This window comes from Williamsia sp. z34, from assembly GCF_059553395.1.
Window position 1 is genome coordinate 23,090 of sequence record NZ_JCANWW010000006.1, and the last position, 18,863, is coordinate 41,952.

At 64.4% G+C, this 18,863-nt stretch carries 17 protein-coding genes; 3 read left to right on the plus strand and 14 right to left on the minus strand.

Annotation, left to right across the window (positions count from 1 at the left end; genetic code table 11):
• Positions 1-405: 405 nt before the first annotated feature.
• The gene (locus AC51GT_RS15865; protein ID WP_496329375.1) at positions 406-1,617 is read left to right on the plus strand and encodes an HNH endonuclease; all 1,212 of its coding nucleotides are present in this window, start codon (positions 406-408) and stop codon (positions 1,615-1,617) included.
• Between the two features lie 148 nt (positions 1,618-1,765).
• On the opposite strand, the gene AC51GT_RS15870 is transcribed toward AC51GT_RS15865, so the two are convergent.
• The 12 genes from AC51GT_RS15870 to AC51GT_RS15925 all read right to left on the minus strand — a co-directional run bounded on the left by AC51GT_RS15870 (position 1,766) and on the right by AC51GT_RS15925 (position 14,453).
• Positions 1,766-2,536 (minus strand): Rv1363c family protein, encoded by a 771-nt coding sequence (locus AC51GT_RS15870; RefSeq protein ID WP_496329376.1) that lies wholly within the window; start codon positions 2,534-2,536, stop codon positions 1,766-1,768.
• Positions 2,537-2,595: 59 nt separating this feature from the next.
• Complete coding sequence (locus AC51GT_RS15875; protein ID WP_496329377.1) at positions 2,596-3,879, minus strand: MlaD family protein; 1,284 nt, start codon at positions 3,877-3,879, stop codon at positions 2,596-2,598.
• Positions 3,876-4,985, minus strand: a complete 1,110-nt coding sequence (locus AC51GT_RS15880) for an MlaD family protein (RefSeq protein WP_496324717.1) — start codon at positions 4,983-4,985, stop codon at positions 3,876-3,878. The genes AC51GT_RS15875 and AC51GT_RS15880 overlap by 4 nt, the downstream gene beginning before the upstream one ends.
• On the minus strand, positions 4,982-6,091 hold the full coding sequence (locus tag AC51GT_RS15885; RefSeq protein ID WP_496329378.1) for an MCE family protein: 1,110 nt from the start codon (positions 6,089-6,091) through the stop codon (positions 4,982-4,984). The genes AC51GT_RS15880 and AC51GT_RS15885 overlap by 4 nt, the downstream gene beginning before the upstream one ends.
• The gene (locus AC51GT_RS15890; RefSeq protein ID WP_496329379.1) at positions 6,088-7,140 is read right to left on the minus strand and encodes an MCE family protein; all 1,053 of its coding nucleotides are present in this window, start codon (positions 7,138-7,140) and stop codon (positions 6,088-6,090) included. Before AC51GT_RS15890 ends, AC51GT_RS15885 begins: the two co-directional genes overlap by 4 nt.
• Before the next feature lie 7 nt (positions 7,141-7,147).
• Entirely contained in the window at positions 7,148-8,182 is a 1,035-nt protein-coding gene (locus tag AC51GT_RS15895; RefSeq protein WP_496324720.1) for an MlaD family protein, read from the minus strand.
• Positions 8,179-9,474, minus strand: coding sequence for an MlaD family protein (locus tag AC51GT_RS15900; RefSeq protein WP_496329380.1), 1,296 nt, complete (start codon positions 9,472-9,474; stop codon positions 8,179-8,181). The genes AC51GT_RS15895 and AC51GT_RS15900 overlap by 4 nt, the downstream gene beginning before the upstream one ends.
• Before the next feature lie 10 nt (positions 9,475-9,484).
• Positions 9,485-10,339, minus strand: coding sequence for an MlaE family ABC transporter permease (locus tag AC51GT_RS15905; protein ID WP_496324722.1), 855 nt, complete (start codon positions 10,337-10,339; stop codon positions 9,485-9,487).
• A complete protein-coding gene (locus tag AC51GT_RS15910; protein ID WP_496329381.1) occupies positions 10,340-11,257 on the minus strand; it encodes an MlaE family ABC transporter permease in 918 nt (305 codons plus the stop codon).
• Between the two features lie 217 nt (positions 11,258-11,474).
• A complete protein-coding gene (locus AC51GT_RS15915; RefSeq protein ID WP_496324724.1) occupies positions 11,475-12,245 on the minus strand; it encodes an SDR family NAD(P)-dependent oxidoreductase in 771 nt (256 codons plus the stop codon).
• Positions 12,246-12,253: 8 nt separating this feature from the next.
• A complete protein-coding gene (locus AC51GT_RS15920) occupies positions 12,254-13,531 on the minus strand; it encodes a cytochrome P450 (RefSeq protein WP_496324725.1) in 1,278 nt (425 codons plus the stop codon).
• 307 nt (positions 13,532-13,838) lie between these two features.
• Complete coding sequence (locus tag AC51GT_RS15925; protein WP_496329382.1) at positions 13,839-14,453, minus strand: TetR/AcrR family transcriptional regulator; 615 nt, start codon at positions 14,451-14,453, stop codon at positions 13,839-13,841.
• A gap of 145 nt (positions 14,454-14,598) precedes the next feature.
• Here AC51GT_RS15925 and AC51GT_RS15930 point away from each other — a divergent pair, with 145 nt between their 5' ends.
• Positions 14,599-16,017, plus strand: coding sequence for an MFS transporter (locus AC51GT_RS15930; RefSeq protein ID WP_496329383.1), 1,419 nt, complete (start codon positions 14,599-14,601; stop codon positions 16,015-16,017).
• Positions 16,014-16,700 carry an SGNH/GDSL hydrolase family protein gene (locus AC51GT_RS15935; protein ID WP_496329384.1) on the plus strand — a complete coding sequence of 229 codons (687 nt, stop codon included), beginning with the start codon at positions 16,014-16,016 and terminating at the stop codon, positions 16,698-16,700. The genes AC51GT_RS15930 and AC51GT_RS15935 overlap by 4 nt, the downstream gene beginning before the upstream one ends.
• A gap of 71 nt (positions 16,701-16,771) precedes the next feature.
• Here AC51GT_RS15935 and AC51GT_RS15940 read toward each other — a convergent pair whose 3' ends face one another.
• Complete coding sequence (locus AC51GT_RS15940) at positions 16,772-17,827, minus strand: dioxygenase family protein (protein WP_496329385.1); 1,056 nt, start codon at positions 17,825-17,827, stop codon at positions 16,772-16,774.
• Between the two features lie 129 nt (positions 17,828-17,956).
• Entirely contained in the window at positions 17,957-18,862 is a 906-nt protein-coding gene (locus tag AC51GT_RS15945) for a YhjD/YihY/BrkB family envelope integrity protein (RefSeq protein ID WP_496324730.1), read from the minus strand.
• Position 18,863 lies beyond the last annotated feature (1 nt).

An 18,863-nucleotide genomic window follows, 5' to 3' on the forward strand; every position in this document is an offset into this window, starting at 1 on the left:
GTTGCCCACATCCGCCCCGACCTCAAGATTTCATCGAATCACGTCCGGTGGGCGCAGCATCGAGTCCACCGTCCCTCAACCACCACGCCCTCGCAGACCAGTTCCCGACGTGGCAACGCATGAATAGCAACCAGATACCACCGGCGCCACCTCATCCCGCGGCCCGAGAACTCATCCGCTCCTTGCCGCGGTTGATTGCACGACCACATACGAACTTCTTCGCGTCGCTACCGGAAGTTGTTGCAGATAAGCATAATTGGACACTGGCACCCCTTGCGAACATGCTTTCGAATGGGTACAGTGGAGTCAGTCGGCCACACGCCCCACGTATCTGACGCCTTCCCCGCAGAGACACTCCGGTCGATGTCCCTGGTTTGGTTTCCCCGCCTCGGAAGGTGCTGTGCCATGCGGATACTCGAGATGGTCGACGATATCGTTGACCTGCTGATACCCGACGACGCGGACGCGGTGTTGGAGGTGGTGAAAGATCTGATCACGCTGCGCAACGCCACCGAGCATCAACTTGCAGTGTGTGCGGCGGTGATCGACGAGTCGGGGATCGCCCGTAAGGCCGGTTCGACGACGTCAAAGTTGTTGCAGTCCAACGGTGCAGCCCCAGCATCCGCATATCGGTGGCTGCGGATCGGAACCGGTTTGGCCGGCCTGGATCGCACGGCCGGGTATTCGCGAGATGGGTTTCTGTCCTCCGAACACGTGGACGCGGTGGTCAAGGGCGTGGCACATGTCGTCGGGCGGTCCGAGGATCAGGTCACCGCCGAGCACAAGGTCGGGTTCGAGCGGAAACTGTTGAACCACGCCATCTCCGGGGCGCCGCCCGCGGAGATCGGCGCAGCTGCTCGAGCGTTGGGCAATGAGGTCGCCGCAGATACCGGGGGCCCGCCGCCGGCCGAAGACCGGTCGCTGAACAGTCTCGAATACAAAGTCCGTGACGGCCGCTGTGTCGGCACGTTCGATGTGGATGCGGTGATCGGAGAGAAGTTGCACTCCGTGTTGGACCTCTGGTCCCGGGCGCGCCCCGAACCCGACGGCTCGGACGACAGCCGCAGTCCCGAGCAACGCCGCGCTGATGCGTTGCACCATTTGTTGGACTGCGGTGGTGGTGGGCAAACGCTGGTGTCAGCACCGCGGACCGAAGTGATGGTCACCGTGCCCGCCGACCATCCCGAGGCCGCCACTCTGCCGTGGATGGGGCCGGTCACCGAAGCTACCGCTGCGATGTTGGCATGTGATTCGGCGATCACCTCGATCACCCTCGATGGTCAGGAGGTCCCGATCGATCTGAGTCCACTGAAACGGTTGTTCACCGGTCTGGTGCGTAAAGCGATCATCGTCCGCGACACCTGCTGCGTGAAATGCGGTGGCCATGCCAGCTGGTCGGACTGCCATCACATCGTGCACTTCGTGGACGGCGGTGCGACCACGTTGGAAAACGGGTGTTTGTTGTGCCGCACCTGCCACATGGCGGTCCACAACACCGGCTGGGACGTGATCATGGGCTCGGACGGACACCCGTGGATGATCCCGCCGGCCGATATCGATCCGCAGCGAAAACCTTTACCGGCCTACAACCGACGAACCCTGTCCCTCGCCGCCTGAACCAACTTTCCACCACCAGCGCACCCGAGATCTTGTCGGGACCGCGCACGCATCTTTGACAACTCCATAGTGTGAAAAGCGTGTGATGCTGTCGCCCGTTCCAAATCGGTTGGGCGGGAAGGGCGGCAGCGCCACTGGCTTGGGTGCGTCAGGGCAGGTCGACCTTGGAGGCCAGCCAGCGTCCGTCGACCTTCTCCATGGTCATCAGGACACGGCTCCGGTCGATTCTCGCGTCCGGCGTCGCGGTGTTGGTGACGCTCTGGTCGACAAAGAGCATGACCTCCACCTTGGACGTCGTCGCCGACTTGATACCCGAGTCGATGACCGTACCCTGGGCATTCGCCTTGTTCTCGACCAGCAGATCGCGTAGCTGCCCGCTCGACTGCGAGTACATGTCCTTGAACTCCCCGGTGGCTCCGTCGAGTACGGCCGCGAAGTTCTGGTCCAGCCTGTCCGAGCTGACACTGGTCAGGGTGACCGCATATTGCTCTGCCGCCGCCCGGGCTTCGTCGGCGGCCGCATCGATGTTGTTCTGCTCGTTCAGCTTCCAGCCCAGGACCGCGGCCACCACGATTGCCGCGATGGCGATGACTGCCAGCGCGGCCACGGCGATCCGGCGAATCCTGAACACCGTCCGCCAGGAACGGCCGCCGGTATCCTTGCCGCTCTCGTCGGTGGCCTTTTCGTCGGTGGCCTTGTCCTTGAGTGCCTTGTCCTCGGGTCCCTTGTCCTCGGCAACCTCATCGGCTGCCGGCCCCTCGACCACGTCCGTTGAAGTGCCGGCCTTCGAGATGTCGACCGTGGCCGCCGGGGTATCCGCTTCTGCGGCTTCGGATTCGGCTTCGGTGTCCGCGTCCTCGGCCATCAATTCCCACTTTTCTTCGGGCGTGGAGGTGACCGTTCCGCTGAGCTTGCTCATCGTTCTCTCCTCTGGATTGTCTCCGCTGTGGTTGTGGTGACCACCTGGCTGTTGTGTGGTCATGGCGCCGAGGGCAGGACAGGGCCCGCATAGGGCAACGGAATCGACTCCGGCCCAATGGGGGTCGGTGATGCCGTGGCGAGCGGATCGGCACCGGGTGGCGGACCGCCCGAATCGTCGCCGGCGGGACGTGGAGCATTGGCCGCACCCCGGATCAGCTGCGACGGATCGTCTTCCGTGCAGTACGTGCCGTAGAGATACGGCTCCGGGAAGTCCACCTGCCAATGTGGACGGCGCGGCAGATCGTATTGGCAGTTCTTCCGCGGATAGATGTTCACCGCAGCCCAGATACCTCCGTCGCGCATGACCGATGCGATCGCGTCGAGGGTCGAACCGTCGCGGTCCTGCGGGAAGAAGAACTCTTGCAACGCAGGAACTCTCAGATAGGTCAGCTGGGCGACGGTCGTCAGGCTCCCCAGGAGCTGGACCATCGTCGGTGAGTTGTCGGCGATGATCGAGTCGACGGCCTTCAACGTCGCCGGGGTCTGGTCGATGAACGTCCGGAAGCCCTTGTCCATCGACGCTATTCCGTCCAACGTTCCGGCAAGATTCGCCGACGTGTCCGCCAGCCCCGGGCTCATCTCCTCGAGAGTGCCCAGGACAACCCGACTGTTGTTGAGCAGGCTGACCGTCTGCGGGAGCACCGAATCGAGCGTATTGATGAGGAAGGTTCCGCCGGTGATGATCGATTCCAGCTTCTCGGGACCCTGCGGACCGACCCCCAGTTCGGTGATGATCGTCTCGACTTTTTCCGGCTCTATCTGTGCCAACATCCCGTCGAGGTCGCCCAGCAGATCGGCCATCGGAACCGGTGTGGTGGTCTGGTCAGCCTCTACCACCGAGCCGTCGGTCAGGTAGGGGCCGTCATCGGTGGTGGGCCGGAAGTCGAGGTACTGCTCGCCCGCCGGTGACAGTCCGGCGACCCTGACCTCGCCATCACTGGGGATCTGCACTCCGCCTTGGATCGTGGCAACCGCCACCACCCCGTCATCCGAGAGTTCGACCTTCGCGACCTTGCCGATCGGCACACCTCGCAGGGTCACGTCCTGGTTCGGTAGCAACCCACCCGACAACGCGAGATTGACCCGCACCGTCATCTTCGTTGCGGTCGGATCGGCCTGGAAGACCCCGAACACCAGGTAGGTGACGCCGAGGACCAGCACCGTCAGCAGGGCGCCGACCGACAGCCACAGTCGATGGTCGACCAACTTCCCCACACCGTTGACGACCAGTTTTGCCGGTGTCTCCAAAGGCCCGGTGGCGTACTCGAGTTGCTGGGTCATCGGCGCGGTCCCGTCAGATGGCCACGCAGCCGCTCGAGGGTGTGGGTCAGTGTGCCGATGGCGTTGGCGCCGTCGGTTTCCAGGGTCGGGAGTCGGCTTCCCGGATCGGCCGAGTGCCCCGGGTCCGCAACCGCACCGATCGAGAGATCTTCGAGATCGGCATACGGATGGGCCGCGGTGCCATTGGTGATCTTGATGACCGGTGCCAGCAACGCGTTCACCTTGTCGAGGTCGGCCTCGGGGTTGGTCGCGGCGGCATTGAGTTCGGCCGCAAGCGCGTTGAGGTCGGCGATCATTCCGCGGTCACCCGTACCGGCCACCGACGGGAACTCGGCCAACTGGGCGGTGACGTCGGCGAGTTGCTTGACGACGCCGAGTATCTGACCGGTGTTCGCGTTGAGGACGGTCAGCGCCGGCCCCGCCGCCGCGATCGCATCGGTGATGGTGCTCTGACCGGCCGACAACGTCGACACCAGTCGATTGGTCTGGTTCAGGGTGGTGCGGATCTCGCTCGAACGGGCCGAGAGCTTGCCGATCAGGCTGGTGGACTGGTCGATCAGCGCACCCAGCCGATCCCCTTTGTCCCCCACCGCTGTCCCCAGGCCGTTGATGACCTTGGTCAGATTGCGGATCACGCCACCGTTGACCAGCAGTGCCGACGTGGTCAGCACTTCCTCGATGGTGGCGGCCGCGGAGGTCTGCTCGATCTCGATGGCATCTCCGTTGTGCAGGACCGCGCCATCAGGGGCCGCATCCGGGGGCGGCTGCACCGCCACGAAGATGTCGCCGAGCGGTGTCGCCGAACGCAATTCCGCGCGGGTGCCGGACGGCAGGCTCACCTTCTCGCTGATCTTCAGCGTGACAACGGCCGTGTAGTCCTCGACCCGCATACCTTCGACCTCACCGATGTCTGCACCGGCGAGTTTGACCTTCGCCTGATTCGGGAGATTGAGTGCGTTCTGGAAGGTGGCGTAAAGCGTGTACGTGTCGCCGGCGACACTGCGCGCGGGCAGCGGCACCGACTCGAGGTCCATCGAACACGCGCTGGTGAACACCGTGAGCGCAACCAGCGCTCCGCCGAACGCGACCTGTCCCCGGCGCCTCATCGGGGCAGTCCTGCCATGCCCTCGAGCATTGCCGAGACCCCGAAGTCGGGGCCGAAATCGGACAGCGTCCCGGTGGCACAGCCCAGTTGACGCAATCCCAACACGTTGCACACTTCTTTCAACAGCTGGCCGTCGAAGAACACCTTCTCGATCTGCGCATGGACCCTGGCGACCTTGTTGTCCTGATCGATGATGTTGTAGACGCTGTCCAGCAACATCGGTGTGACATCCAGGAACTCGCCGATCTCCCGCCGATAGTCCGCCAGCGACTTCACGAGCGTATTGGCGTTGGTCGCGGTTGTTTTCAGGTTTCCCTGGTTGTCCCGGAGCAGACTTTCTGCCTGCAACAGGATCTCGTTGACCTGGGCGCCGGTGTTGCCTGCCCCGAGGTCCTGGTCGGCGAGGATGTCGCTCAGTTGACTGATCGCAGAACCGAACTCCCGGATCTGCCCGTCGTTGGAGGCTGCGGCATCGGTCAGGACCGACAGGTTGTCGACGACGGTGGTGATCGCGTTCTTGGTCTCGACGCCCCCGTCTTCGCCCATCCGCAGCGCGTTGGACAACTGCGTCAACGCACCGCGCATGTCCTGGCCGTTGCCTTCGGTGATCGCCGATCCGACATCGAGCAGCTCCGCGACCGGGCCGGCACCCTGCCCATCACCTTGGAGTTCGACGGCGAGGTCGTCGGCCATCGCCAGCAACCGGTCGAACTCGACCGGGGTCTTGGTGCGGGCGGGACCCACCTGATCGTTGTTCTCCAACGTCGGCCCACCGGTATAGGCCGGTGACAGTTCGATGTGCCGGTCGGTGAGGATCGAGGTCGACACGGTCACCACGTTCACGTCTGCCGGGATCTCGACGTCGCTGTCGATCTTCATCGCCACCTCCACGTGGGTGCCCTTCGGCGTGATCGTCTCCACCGTCCCCACCGGCATCCCCAGCACCGACACCGCGTTGCCCTCGTACAGCCCGACCGCATTGTCGAACAGTGCGCTGACCCGGATCGATCCCTCAGAAGCGGTGGCAGCGCGGACGCTGCCGAAGCAGACCACAGCGACCAGCATCACGATGAGGGCGACCTTGACGATCGCCTTGCGCGTCCTCATTTGCAGTCCTTGAGGTATTCGGGAAGGTTCACCTGGTTCGCCCGGCCACTGATCGCGCACATCCAGGAATCGACGAACGGCCCTGCTATCGAGGTGAAGTCGGCTTCGTTCGCGGTGCCGGTGACGTTGGCGAAATTGCGGATCGGGACCGGCAGGATCTGCAGGGCGTTGCGCAGCAGATCATCGTTGGATGCCAGGGTCTGCAGCATCCCGTTCAAATTCGTGATCAGCTCATCGACCGCGGGGCGGTTGTCCACCACGATCGTCTGCAGCTGGTCCACCAGTTCTGTTGTTGCAGCAAAAAGCTGGTCGATCATGGCGCGCCGAGAGTTGATCTCCTGCAACACCTCCCGGCCCTGCGCAATCAATGATCCCAGGTTGCCCTGCTGTTTGCGGATCACGTCGGTGAGCACTTTGGTGCTGTCCAGTAACGAGCCGACCTGACCCCGCCGATCGGCCATGATCGATGCCAGGCTCTCGACATTGGTCAGCACCTGCGGAATCAGCTCCGGCGTCCCCTCGAGCTGCGCCGAGAGTGTGGACATCGTCTCTCCGATGTTCGCGAAGTCGACCTGTTCGAAGGTTGTGGTGGCGCTGGTGATCAGCTGCTGCAGGTCGTAGGGAACAGCCGTGTGCGCCAGGTTGATCCGTCCACCCGGAAGACCCCCGGTGCCGGCCGGTTTGAGTTCGACGTACCGCGAGCCCAACAACGTCGTGAGCTGGATGGAGGCGGTGGTGTCCGCACCCAGCTTCACATCGTCGTCGATCTCCAACGTCACCACCACGTGGTCACCCGCCAACCGCGTCGCGGCGACCGTACCAACCGACACACCGGCAACGGTGATCGAATCACCTGGGCTGACGCCGGCCGCCTGCGCGAAGTCGGCGTCGTATCTGGCCTTGCCGATCCCGGCCCCCGCAACCTGCACCAGGGCGACCAGCAAGACCACGATGATGCCCACCGTCACCGCGCCGAGCACTGCCATGTTGTACTTTTCGACCGGCCGGCGGATCACCCCGCCCGCTCCGGAGACCATTCGTTTCAGCATGATGTCCTCACTGGCACGCCGGGGAGAACGTGGTCTTGCCGCCGGGTGTGGCAGCGTCGACGATGGACGGGATCACGTTGCTCAGCGCCGGAATGTACGTGACATTCAGGGTGCACAGGTAGGTGTCGATGTACGCGCCGGCCTGAGTGACGCGGGCCAGGCCCTTGAGCAGGATCGGGACATTGAAGCCCAGGTACGCGAACGCATCCAGGTTCTCCATGTAGTGCTTGGCGAAACCCGGTTGCCGGGTGAGGAATTGGTCGAGTTCCGGGGCGGCCTCATTGGCCAGTGTGGCCACCCGCCCCACCACCGTCGAGATCGAATCGATGGAGGTCACGAGTTCTTCACGCCGTTGGGCCAATTGGGTGAACATCGCCTGCGATTGGGTGATCACCGTGTCGACCGCGCCACGTTGTTCGGCAAAGGTCCGAACGATGCCGTCGAGGTTGCCGATGATGTCTCCGAGTATCTGATCGGGTCCGGCAAACGATTCCGCGAGTTCGGATGTCTGCGCGACCAGGGTCGTGATCGACCCGTTGTCGCCCTGCAGGGCCCGGATGATGGAGGTGGTGATGTTGTCGATCTGGTTGGGATCCAGAACACTGAAGAGCGGCTCGAATCCGTTGAGCAGCACCGAGATGTTGAATGATGGTTCCGTCCGTTCAAGCGGGATCTCGCCACCCTTCATGACACGGGGGTCACCGTAATCGCCGAGTGAGAGTCCCAGGTAGCGCTGACCGATGATGTTCTCGTAGGTGATCGAGGCCTTCGTGTCGCCGTAGATCTTCTGGTCGGATTCCACCCGGAAGCCGACCTTGGCCACCAGCCCGTCCAGCTCGATCGAATCGACCCGCCCCACCCGGACACCGGCCATCCGGACGTCATCGCCGATACCGAGACCCGATACATCGCTGAACACCGCCGTATACGAGGTCGACGGACCGTCGACGCTGCGCCGCAGGGTGTTGAAGACGGTCCACGTCAACACAATCGAGACGACCAGGAAGATGATCAGACCGATGAGTGGCTTGCGATAACTCATGACTGCGGCTCCTCTTCCGCCGCAGCGACATCGATCGTGGTCCCACGGGCGAGCGGTCCGAGCAAGAGGGTGGACGCAGCGCTGGGGGCCTCACCGATGATCTGGCCGAGCACCTCTTGTTCCTGCGCGCTGCCCACCGAGCCGACGTTGCCTCCCATCGGTGCGGACATGAAATTCTGCGCCCCGCTTCGGGAGGGGAACACCGACGTCCCGTCCCCCACCGGAGCCGTCTGGCAACTCGCCCCTTCCAGCGCGCCGTAACGCGGGCAGTCGGCGCGGGTGAACATGCGGTGAGGGGTGAACTGGAACAAGAACTTTCCGGCGCCGTTCTGTGCACCGACCGGCCAGAACTCCTCGAACCACTTGTCGGAGATGTTCGCCAGGCTGGTGGTGATCTGGGAGAACGACGATCCACCGTCGGCGAGCACACCGAGCACCGGCGACAGGTTGGTGGTGATCCCGATGATCGTGTCGGTGTTGTTCGCCAGTGCCGTGTTCGCCGTCGCCAGAGTGGTCGAGGCGCCCGCCAACAATTCGTTCAGCCCACGGTTCTTCTCCGCGAGTGTCTTCATCGGCACGACCGCGCTGTGCATCACGTCGAGCAATTCGGGCGCCGACTCGTTCAAACCCTGGACCGCACCGCTCAGTGCGCTCAGAGTCGATCGCCCATCGCCGGTTCCGATGATCGCGTCCATTTCTCTGGTGATCCGATCGAGTGCGGCTCCGGCGTCCGAGATCTCGGCACCGTGGCGATCGGTGGCCTGCGCCACCACCGCCAGCAGTCCCACCGTTTCATCGGTACCCACCCGGGCCGACGCGGCGATGATCTCCCGGAGTTTGGTCATGGCGGTCTGCAACTGGATGGTCGAGGCACTCTCGTCCTGTTCGATGATCGCCCCTTCGGTCAGTGGCGGCGCCGCACCGTTGTCGATCAGCTGGATCGACGAGACCGCGAAGACGTTGCTGGGCACCACTCGTGCGGTCACCGTCTGCGGAATGTCCCGGGCGTACGCGGGATCGAGCGCAAGGTCGACATGATTCGTCCCGCCGGCCTGTCCCGGTTCCAGGCCACTGACGGTGCCGACCAGCACACCGCGGTATTTGACGTCCGAGTTGTTGGGCAGTCCGTCACCGACGTCGGCGAGTACTGCGGTGGCCTTCAGGACGTCGTCGAACTTGCCGTTCACCTTGGCCATCAACGCCACCAGGAGCAGTGTGACCACGACCAACACGCTGATACCGATCAGGTACAGCCGCGTGTTGGAGTTCCCCCGCGGGTCTGCGTCGAACATGACCGCCATCTCAACCACCGAGCCTTGCACCGGTGCCGACGCCCCAGAATGCCATCGTCAGCAGCAGATTCAGGACAATCATCGCCGAGATGCTCGCGCGCATCGCCCGTCCGGCCGCCGTACCGACACCCTGTGGTCCACCGGCCGCGTAATAGCCGTAGTAACACTGGATCGTCGACGTCACGATCACGAACACGACTGCCTTGGCCAACGAGTACAAGACGTCGGTGCCGCCGAGCACCAGCCGGAAATAGTGCTCGTAGGTTCCGGCGGGCATGCCGCTGGAAAGGCCGACGATCATCTGCACCGTCACATAGTTCAAAGTCAGACAGGCCAGGTAGAGCGGGATGATGGCAACGATCGAGGCGAGTAGCCGGGTGGTCACCAGGTACGGGATGGGCCGGATGGCCAGGGCTTCCATCGCGTCGATCTCCTCGGAGATCCGCATCGCACCGAGTTGGGCGGTGAACCGGCAACCGGCCTGCGCGGCAAACGCCAGTGAGGCCATGATCGGTGCCAGTTCCCGGGTGACGGCCGTCGATGCGACCATGCCGGTCGCCGGCTCCAGACCGAGCAGATGCAGCGCCTGATAGCCCTCGATCGCCACCAGCGCGCCCGCCGCCGCTCCCAGGACGATGATCACACCGGCAGTACCGCCGCCGACGACGATCGATCCGTTGCCCCAGGTCACGTCCGAGAGAATCCGCAGGAACTCCTTGCGATAGTGGCGCAGCGTCAACGGGATCGACACCAGCGCCCGGACGAGGAACGCGACCATGTGACCCAGGCGCATGACCAGGACGCCCTGCGCGTTGGCGGCTCTGACAAAGGGGCGCGTTCCGGGTGGATAGTATTTCGACGCCATCTAGAAACCCGTCCGCGGGAACAGCAGTACGTACAGCTGGGTGAAGCCGACGTTGACCACCATCAACAGGATGATGGAGGCGACCACCGTCGCGTTGACCGCATTCGCGACGCCGGCCGGTCCACCCCTGGTGTTCAAACCCTTGTGACAGGCCACGATTGCCACGATCGCCCCGAAGACCACCGCCTTGATCATCGTCAGATAGAAGTCGCCGACCGTGGCGAACGATGCGAAGGTGGAGACAAATGTGCCGGGGGTTCCGTTCTGCACGAAGGTGTTGAACAGGTAGCCGGAGAAGAACCCCACGAAGCACACGACACCGGTCAGACTCACGCCGACGAGGATCGCCGCCGCCAGGCGCGGCACGACCAGTCGCTGGATCACCGACAGCCCCATCACCTCCATCGCGTCGATCTCGTCCCGGATCTTGCGGGAACCGAGATCGGCGCAGATCGCCGAACCGGCGGCCGACGCCATGAGCAACGCCGCGACCATCGGGGCGCCCTGCCGGATGACCGCCAGACCGCTGGCCGCACCGGCCATCGACGTCGCACCCACCTGACCTGCCAACAGGGCGAACTGGATGGACAGCGTCATGCCGATGGGTACGGCCACGAACACGGTGGGCATGGCCGACGCCGAGGCCATGAAGGCCGACTGTCGCACGAACTCTTCGAACGGGAACCGCAGCCGGACGATGTCGATGATCAGGTACTGAATCGCCCGCAGTCCCAAGACGCATTGACCGCCAACGGTTTCCAGTGAGGCCTTCGGATGGCGACGGACGTAGCCGCGCATCCAACCGGTGATCTCACCGACGGCCGACCGCCGCGGTGCCCGATCCCGCGGCTCGGTATCCCGTTTGCGAGGCGCCGTGCCCTTGGACCCGGCGGTCGGCGGATGATCGAGAATGGCCATCAACAACTCTCGGCTGCAGTGATACCTGGCCGTGTGCCCACGGCGGGTGACGTACGTTCACTCAGCATTCTTGATTCCCCCTTGATCCCCCCGGATCACAAGCAGTGGAGTCGATTTCACCGCTTGTGAACGCGAGGCGACAAGTATCGAGTATGGCTGTCGTCGTTATCGATGTGTCATGATCGAGCGGATTCCCCCCGCTTTTCACAGATCCCGGCTAGATGTACCAGCCGCCGTTGACCCCGATGCTCTGCCCGGTGATGAAACCGGCCTGCTCGGTGCACAGGAATGCCGCGGCAGCACCCACGTCGTCCGGCAGCCCCGCCCGGCGAACGGGAGTCATCGCGGCAAGATCGCTGATCGCCGGGATGTATCCGTTCTTGACGCCCTGCTGAGCCATCGGGGTGTCGATGATCGACGGCGGAATGGTGTTCACCGTGATCCCCTCCGGCGAATACTCGTACGCCAGAGCCTTGGTCAGGGCGATCACGCCACCCTTCGACGCCACATAGTGCGCCCGTTGTGGTGCTCCGCCCTGCGCGCTGGACGACGAAATCGTGACAATCCGTCCCCAGCCGGCGGCCGTCATATCCGGGATGACCGCCTGCGCCGCATTGAACGTCCCGGTGAGGTTCACCGAGAGCATGCGTTCCCACCCCTGCGCGGTGATGTCGGTGAACGGCAATTGCGCTTCGATGCCGGCACTGGTCACCAGGATCTGCACCGGGCCGAACGCCTCCCGAACCCGACCGAGTGCGGCGTCGATCGCAGCCCGGTCGGTGACGTCCACTTCGGCCGACATCGCCTCGGTCCCACGAGATCTCAGGTCCTCGGCCGCCTTGTGCGCCTCGTCGCCACTCAGGTCGAAGATCGCGATGCGATGTCCGGCCGCGGCAAGATGCTGTGCCACCGACAGTCCGATACCCGAGGCGCCACCGGTGATGACGGCGACCCGGCTCACGGTGCCGTCGTTCTCCAATTCGGTCATCGACACGCTCAGTCGATCGGCGTGAAGTCGAGGTACAACTCGGTCAGACCACGCAGGATGTAGGTCGGTTCGAAGTTGAAGACGCGAGCGTCCTTGGGACCGTGCTTCTCCTCGTTGATCCGGATGTTGCCCATCCGATCGAGGAAACGATTGAAGGAGACCTCGCCTTCGACCTTTGCCAGCGGCCCACCGGGGCACGAGTGGATGCCCCGGCCAAATGCCATCTGCTCCTTGACGTTGTGCCGCTCGAGATCCAACTCGTGCGGGTTGTCGAAGCGTGAGGGGTCACGGTTGATCGCGCCGACACAGAGCATGACCGTGGTACCGGCTTTGACATCCAGGTCGCCGACGGTGGTGGTCTTCTTGGCCAGCCGGAACGTCGACTTGACGGGCCCCTCCATCCGGAGGGTTTCTTCGATGAAGTTCCCGATCAGCGTGCGGTCGTCGCGGATGCGCTGCTGCAACTCCGGGTCTTCGGCCAGGAACCGCAGTCCGGCACTGAGCAGCTTGACCGTGGTTTCCTGTCCCGCCGCGAATACGAATGTGGCAGAACGCACCACGTCGATGACCTCGGGGATCGAACCGTCCGGATACTTGGCCTCCGCCAGCGCGGTCAGCACGTCACCGCGGGGTTCTCTCCGCCGGTCCTCGATGTACTTGCTGAACTTGGAGTCCAGCCATTCCAGCGGATTCTGATCGAGCGTGTCGTCGTCGAGTGAACCCACCCGGGCACCTTCACGCGGTGACCCGAGACGGGTGCGGAACTCGTCGTGGTCCTCTTCCGGCACACCGAGGAGGTCGGCAATGACCAACAGCGCGAAGGGTTTTGCGTAGTCCTTCAAGATCTCGGTACTACCGCTCTTGACGAACTCGTCGAGTTGCGTGTCGGCCAGACGCCACATGAACTCTTCGTTTTCCTTGATGCGGCGAGGCGTGAACAAGCGGTTCAGCAGTCCGCGGGACAGCTTGTGTTCGGGGTTGTCCATCGTGACCATGTGCTCGTGCATGATCATCTGGGGGCGGTACCGGGCGATGAGATCACTGATGTCGTCGCCCTCGGGGGTGAACGGCAGGTCGGGGAAAGGCCCGCCGACCGCATTGCAGGACGAGAAGTTCTCGGTGTCGCGGAACACCGCGAGCGCTTCGTCGTGTCCGGTCACCGTCACCACTCCGTGGTGGGGTTCGACCAGCACCGGGCACTGTGACCGCAGGTGATCGAAGTACGGATTCGGGTCAGGAATTATCGACTGATCCGTAAAGAAGTCGATCGAATCGAAGTCACTCACGTAATACGCCTCCCTCGTGGTGCATGACTGGCCGTTGCCATTCACGTTCTCGGTCGAACTTCGGACCCCTGGGCTGTGTCCGTTCCCCGCCGATTGCTGAGCACTCGCCTTGCATTGCTGAGCACTTGAATAGCATGCCCCATCAAGTGAGGTCAACATCACTATTTCGCGAAACTGGTCAACCAGTCGCAGAAAAACCCCGATGGCCGCACACGTGTCCGGCATGTCTGGATCGACGATACCGCATGAGTTACCGAATGAACGACGGTAAGCGGCACAACGCGATGCGCCGTGCCTGGGATTCGGCTTACGCGGCCGCCCCGAGCAGGCTGTCGACGATCGTGCGCGCCGTCGGTATCGCCGTCTCGTCGCCCATCCGGGCGCCGGTATTGGCGGCGGCCACGATGGCATCGAGCTGAAAGGCCAGGGCGTGGGCATCGCGTCCCGCGAGATGACCTTGGTCCTGGGCGCGTCCGATCTCCGTTTCCAGCAGCGCGAACCAGTCGCGGCGATCGGCGTCGATCGCGTCACGAACCGGGCCGCTGCGGCTGTCGAACTCCACGGTGGTGGCGACGCGGAAACAACCGCCGGGCAGGACGGGCCCACTGACGTAGTCGAACCAGTTGTCGACGAGCGCCAGCAGTCGGGGCATCCCCCGGGGCTCGCCGAACACCGGCTTCACGACGTGGTCGATGAAGACCTCACGGGCCGCCTGCACTGCGGCGACCTGCAGATTTTCTTTGGTGCCGAACAGGGTGGCGACACCACTTTTACTCAGACCCAGATCGGCGGCGAGCTTACCGAGACTGAGCCCGGTGAGCCCTTCCACGGAGGCCACGTCGGCGGCGTGGCGCGCGATGGTCGCCCGGGCGCGCGCCCCCTTGACCAAGCGCTGGTCGGAGGTCTGCATCAGCTCGGCCATCTCTCCATCGTGGCATCTGGGTCTTGCAAAGTCGAACGATCGGTCGTACTTTTTAATAAATACGTACGACCGTCCGTGTTGTTTATGGTTCTCCGTCTTCCTCCTCCGATACCCCCGCCCTCCACGTCACCCGAGAGGCAATCCCATGACCGAGGTTTCCGCGCCGGGCACCGCCCCGCCACCGCCGCAGTCCACCGCCCGATCGGCCCGGCTGTCGCTGCTGGTCGCCTGTGGTGCGGCCTTCATCGCATTCCTCGACCTGTCGGTCGTCAACATCGCCTTTCCGGCGATCGCCCGTGACTTCACCGCCACCCCGGCGACCACACTCACCTGGGTGGTCAGCGGATACGCGGTTGCCTTCGCCGCCTTGCTCACCCCGGCGGGCCGCTTCGCCGATGTCCTCGGGCGGCGCCGCGTATTCCTCTATGCGCTGGGGGCTTTCGCGATCACCTCACTACTGTGCGCCTTCGCACCCGATGCCGGATGGCTGATCGGCGGCCGGTTCCTGCAGGGTGCGGCCGCATCGTTGATGATCCCGGCCGGACTCGGATTGGTGCTCGGCGCCACCGAACCGAAACGCGTCGGAGTCGCGGTCGCCGCATGGACCGCCGCCGGCGGGTTTGCCGCAGCGGTCGGGCCCGCCATCGGTGGCGTCCTCGTCGAATGGTTCGGGTGGCGTTCGGTTTTCATCATCAACGTCCCGGTCGCCGCGGTTCTCATCATGTTCGGACTGACCATCACCACCGCTGACACGCGCAGGGCCCGACACGGGTACCCGGACCGGCTCGGAACGGCAGCGACCGCGCTGGGCATCGCGGCCGTGGTCGCAGCGGTCACCGAAGGCGGCCAGTGGGATTGGCTTGCATGGCAAACGCTGCTGTGCGCCGGAACAGGAACTGCGGCGTTGGCCATGGCCCTGTTGCGATCCCGACGACACCCGAGACCGGCCATCGCCGTGGAGTTGTGGCGCAACCGCCGCTACGCGCTCACCAACATGACCTCGTTCGTCTTCGGTGCCGCGATGTTCGCGTGGCTGCTGGCCGGTCCGCTGTGCCTCGACGCGATCTGGCACTACTCCGTTCTGGAGTCGGCGGCGGCAATGACCGTCGGGGCGATCGCCGCCATGGTCACCGCGGTGGGCGCCGGGCGGGTACCGGCAAATCGTCAACGCGCACTGGGTGTTGTCGGCGCCCTCATGTTCGCCGCGTCGTGCGCGTACATGAGTACCGATGTCTGGGGTGCCGAACCCGCGCTGTGGCAGGCCTGGGTGCCCGCCGGGATTCTCGGCGGTGGCGGTATCGGCGTGATACTCACGACGCTCGGGACCACCGCCGTGGGATCGGTTCCGCCGCAGCAGTTTGCTACTGGCATCGGCATGAACCTGACCGCCCGGCAGACCGGCGGAGCGCTGGGGGTCGCAATCCTCGCCGCCGTCTTCGCTGCCAACCCCGGCGGGCACCTGTCCGCGTTCCACACCGTCTTCGCCGTCTGCGCCGGGATCGCTTTCACGGCCGCCGCCTGCGCCGCAGCCATTCCCACCAGCCCTCGAGGAGAATCACGATGAGCTACAACGACAGTCGCGACATCGACAACCACACGGAGGTGGACGATCCGATGTTGCTGACCCCCGATGCAGCCCACGAGATGCTGGCAGGAACGCCGTGGCGCCGGTTCGCGGTCATCGGCGATTCGATCGCCGCGGGCACCGGTGATCCGTGGCCCGGGTACGCCGATGTGCCGTGGGCCGACCGGCTGGCGGCGACCATGAGGTCGGTACATCCAGATCTCGCCTATCTCAACACCGGCAAGATCGGCGCCACCATCGGTCAGGTCCATGCCGAACAGGTGCGCCCCGCCCTCGACTTCGAACCGGATCTGGTGCACGTTTCCGGCGGCGGCAACGATCTGTTCCTGCGCGACGCCAACCTGCTCGCAGTGGAACGCGACCTCGACGATCTTTGCACCGCCGCGACCGCAGGAGGGGCCAGGCTGTCGATGTTCACCCTGGCCGATGCCTTCACCGGTCCCCTGCGCTCGTTGCGCCCCACGTTCGTCGCCTTCGCCGACATCGTGCGCCGGGTGGCCATCCGCCACGACGCGATCCTCACCGAATTCTGGGACCACCCGGCCAGGTTGCGGGCGAATTGGTTGAGCGCAGACCACATTCACCTCACGATGGCCGGGCATGCGGTCGTCGCATCCGACGTCACCAAGTCACTGGCAAGGTTCCATCGCGGCAGCCTATGAGAGCCTCGAAAAGGTGAGAGCACCCGAACGCCCTTCGGCGTATCGGGTGCTCCTGCTCGGGCAGACGAGCCCTACGTGCTGGTGGCCTCGGTGCTGCCCGCAGCCGGCATATCCGGCATACCTTCAGGCCGTGTCATGCCGTCCGGTGGTGTCATCCCCTCTGGGGGCGTTCCGCCCGGTCCGCCGGGGCCACCTTGACCGCCCGGGCCTCCACCGCCTCCGGGAGGCGCCGGCTGCGCATTCGCCGAGTTCTCGGCGACACCGATGGTGATCGAGACCTGGTAGCCGTCCGCCACGTTGCCTTCGGCGGTCGCCATCTCGGCGTCCCAGCCGTCACCGAATACGTTGTCCTTGTCGAGACTGATCGCCGCGAGATTGGAGACGCTCTTTTCGTATCCGGCCGTGGCGTAGACAATCTTGCTGACGTCTTCCGGAAGAGCGATCTGGGAGGTCAGCCGGGCATCACTGCCGGCGACCGCCACCTCGAGGGAGTCGTAGACCTCGAAATGGATGTGGGGCCAGCGACCCGAATAACAGGCGGGATAGATCGACCTGAACGAGACCGTGCCGTCCGCGCCGGCCACCTGTACGCCGCGCAGGTAGTTCTGATCAGCCACTTTGGATCCGTAGAGCGAGTACTCGCCGCCGGAGTCGCAATGCCAGATGTACACGGCCATGCCCTCGCCCGGATTGCAGTCCTTGGTCAGGTCCTGCAGGGCCATGGTGATCGTGACCGGCACACCTTCGGCCGTACCCGACATGCTGCCGAAGCTGGTGGTGATGTCCTGGCGCACGATGCCGGACTCGATCAGTACGTTGGGGCCGTTCGATCCATCGCCCGGGTATGGTCCGGCGGTCTCCTGCGGCGCGGCGTCCACACATTCGCCGATCGCGGTCGCGGCCCCGGTGGTCGAACTGCCACCGGCCGACGACGAACCCGCCGCGGTCGACGTCTTCGAATCCGACGAGGAGGTTCCGCAGGCCACCAGAGTTGCCGCGCCGGCCGCACCGAAGAGTGCCAGCGCACCACGCCGCGACATCATCTTCTGCATGTCGTGTGCCAGGCCCAGGTCGTGCTCATGGACCTCGCCCTCTGGTCCTTGTCCGAACAACCGACGCTTACCCATCACTTCTCCCTTGCAAAGCCGAGCCAGATCAAAATCTTCTGAAAACCCCAGTAGACCCACCGGACATGGTGGGAACCTGCGCTGATGCTGTGAGTTTGCTGGACGCCTGAACTGCCGGCGACGTGTCCCTCAGGCCGCCGAGGGAGCTCCGACGTGCGGGTCCTGCTTCTCGGGGGTTCGCAGAAAGCGGCCGATCCGTCCCTGGTCCGACGCCAGCGCGTGAACGATCACCGTGGCGGCGACCAGGATTGCCGAGAACAGGAACAACCAGCTGATGATGGTGAAGATGACACCCAGGATGCCGAATTGTCTCGTGGCGCTGTCGAGGACCGGCCCCAGTGCGACCCGCGAACCGAAGGACAGCGCCGTCAGTCCGATCGCCGAGATCATGCCGGTCAACAGGCTGCAGCGGATGTTCACCCGCCGCTCGGTCAGCATGCGGCAGACCCAGAACCAGAGCAGCGTCCAGAACGCCAGGTCCGCGAAGATCTCCAGAACGAGACCGATCAGACCGAAAATCCAGCCGATGTCACCGAGGTTCGCGATGAGACCCTGGGCCGCCACGCCCAGGGTGATCGCCAGGACGACGACGATCCACCGCCATCCCTTGCTGAAGGTCAGCTTCGGAGTGCCCCAGACTCGGGCATACATCCGGTCGAGGGCACGAGAGAAGGACGTCGCGCTGATGACCGTCATCAACGCTCCGATGACGCCGAAGGTGACCGCCGATTCGCCCGTATCCCCTGACGTCAACGCCAGGTCTGCGGCCGAGAGCCCGTAGCCGTCGAGGGCGTGGTCGATGTATCCGTTGCTGCGCAGGGTCGAGAGCACGATCATCACCGGGAGGATCGACGTGAAGGCCTGCCCGGCAAGGGTCATCGACCGATCCGCGATCTCGCTGCGAGCAAGGTCGGAGACCAGCTGAAGCACCACGGACCCGCCGGGCAGCTGCCGGACGTGCCCGACCGCGGCATCCGGCGCCGATCTCAGCTTCGCCGCAATCGAACTCCGCCGATCCTCACCGGTTCCGTCCACC

Excerpts from the sequence above, each read along its gene's own strand:
- AC51GT_RS15915 (WP_496324724.1), bottom strand. The coding sequence starts at position 12,245 with ATGACCGAATTGGAGAACGACGGCACCGTGAGCCGGGTCGCCGTCATC.
- AC51GT_RS15935 (WP_496329384.1), top strand. The coding sequence starts at position 16,014 with ATGAGCTACAACGACAGTCGCGACATCGACAACCACACGGAGGTGGAC.
- AC51GT_RS15885 (WP_496329378.1), bottom strand. The coding sequence starts at position 6,091 with ATGAGGACGCGCAAGGCGATCGTCAAGGTCGCCCTCATCGTGATGCTG.
- AC51GT_RS15900 (WP_496329380.1), bottom strand. The coding sequence starts at position 9,474 with ATGTTCGACGCAGACCCGCGGGGGAACTCCAACACGCGGCTGTACCTG.
- AC51GT_RS15895 (WP_496324720.1), bottom strand. The coding sequence starts at position 8,182 with ATGAGTTATCGCAAGCCACTCATCGGTCTGATCATCTTCCTGGTCGTC.
- AC51GT_RS15880 (WP_496324717.1), bottom strand. The coding sequence starts at position 4,985 with ATGAGGCGCCGGGGACAGGTCGCGTTCGGCGGAGCGCTGGTTGCGCTC.
- AC51GT_RS15890 (WP_496329379.1), bottom strand. The coding sequence starts at position 7,140 with ATGCTGAAACGAATGGTCTCCGGAGCGGGCGGGGTGATCCGCCGGCCG.
- AC51GT_RS15870 (WP_496329376.1), bottom strand. The coding sequence starts at position 2,536 with ATGAGCAAGCTCAGCGGAACGGTCACCTCCACGCCCGAAGAAAAGTGG.
- AC51GT_RS15940 (WP_496329385.1), bottom strand. The coding sequence starts at position 17,827 with ATGGGTAAGCGTCGGTTGTTCGGACAAGGACCAGAGGGCGAGGTCCAT.
- AC51GT_RS15930 (WP_496329383.1), top strand. The coding sequence starts at position 14,599 with ATGACCGAGGTTTCCGCGCCGGGCACCGCCCCGCCACCGCCGCAGTCC.
- AC51GT_RS15905 (WP_496324722.1), bottom strand. The coding sequence starts at position 10,339 with ATGGCGTCGAAATACTATCCACCCGGAACGCGCCCCTTTGTCAGAGCC.
- AC51GT_RS15910 (WP_496329381.1), bottom strand. The coding sequence starts at position 11,257 with ATGGCCATTCTCGATCATCCGCCGACCGCCGGGTCCAAGGGCACGGCG.
- AC51GT_RS15875 (WP_496329377.1), bottom strand. The coding sequence starts at position 3,879 with ATGACCCAGCAACTCGAGTACGCCACCGGGCCTTTGGAGACACCGGCA.
- AC51GT_RS15865 (WP_496329375.1), top strand. The coding sequence starts at position 406 with ATGCGGATACTCGAGATGGTCGACGATATCGTTGACCTGCTGATACCC.
- AC51GT_RS15925 (WP_496329382.1), bottom strand. The coding sequence starts at position 14,453 with ATGGCCGAGCTGATGCAGACCTCCGACCAGCGCTTGGTCAAGGGGGCG.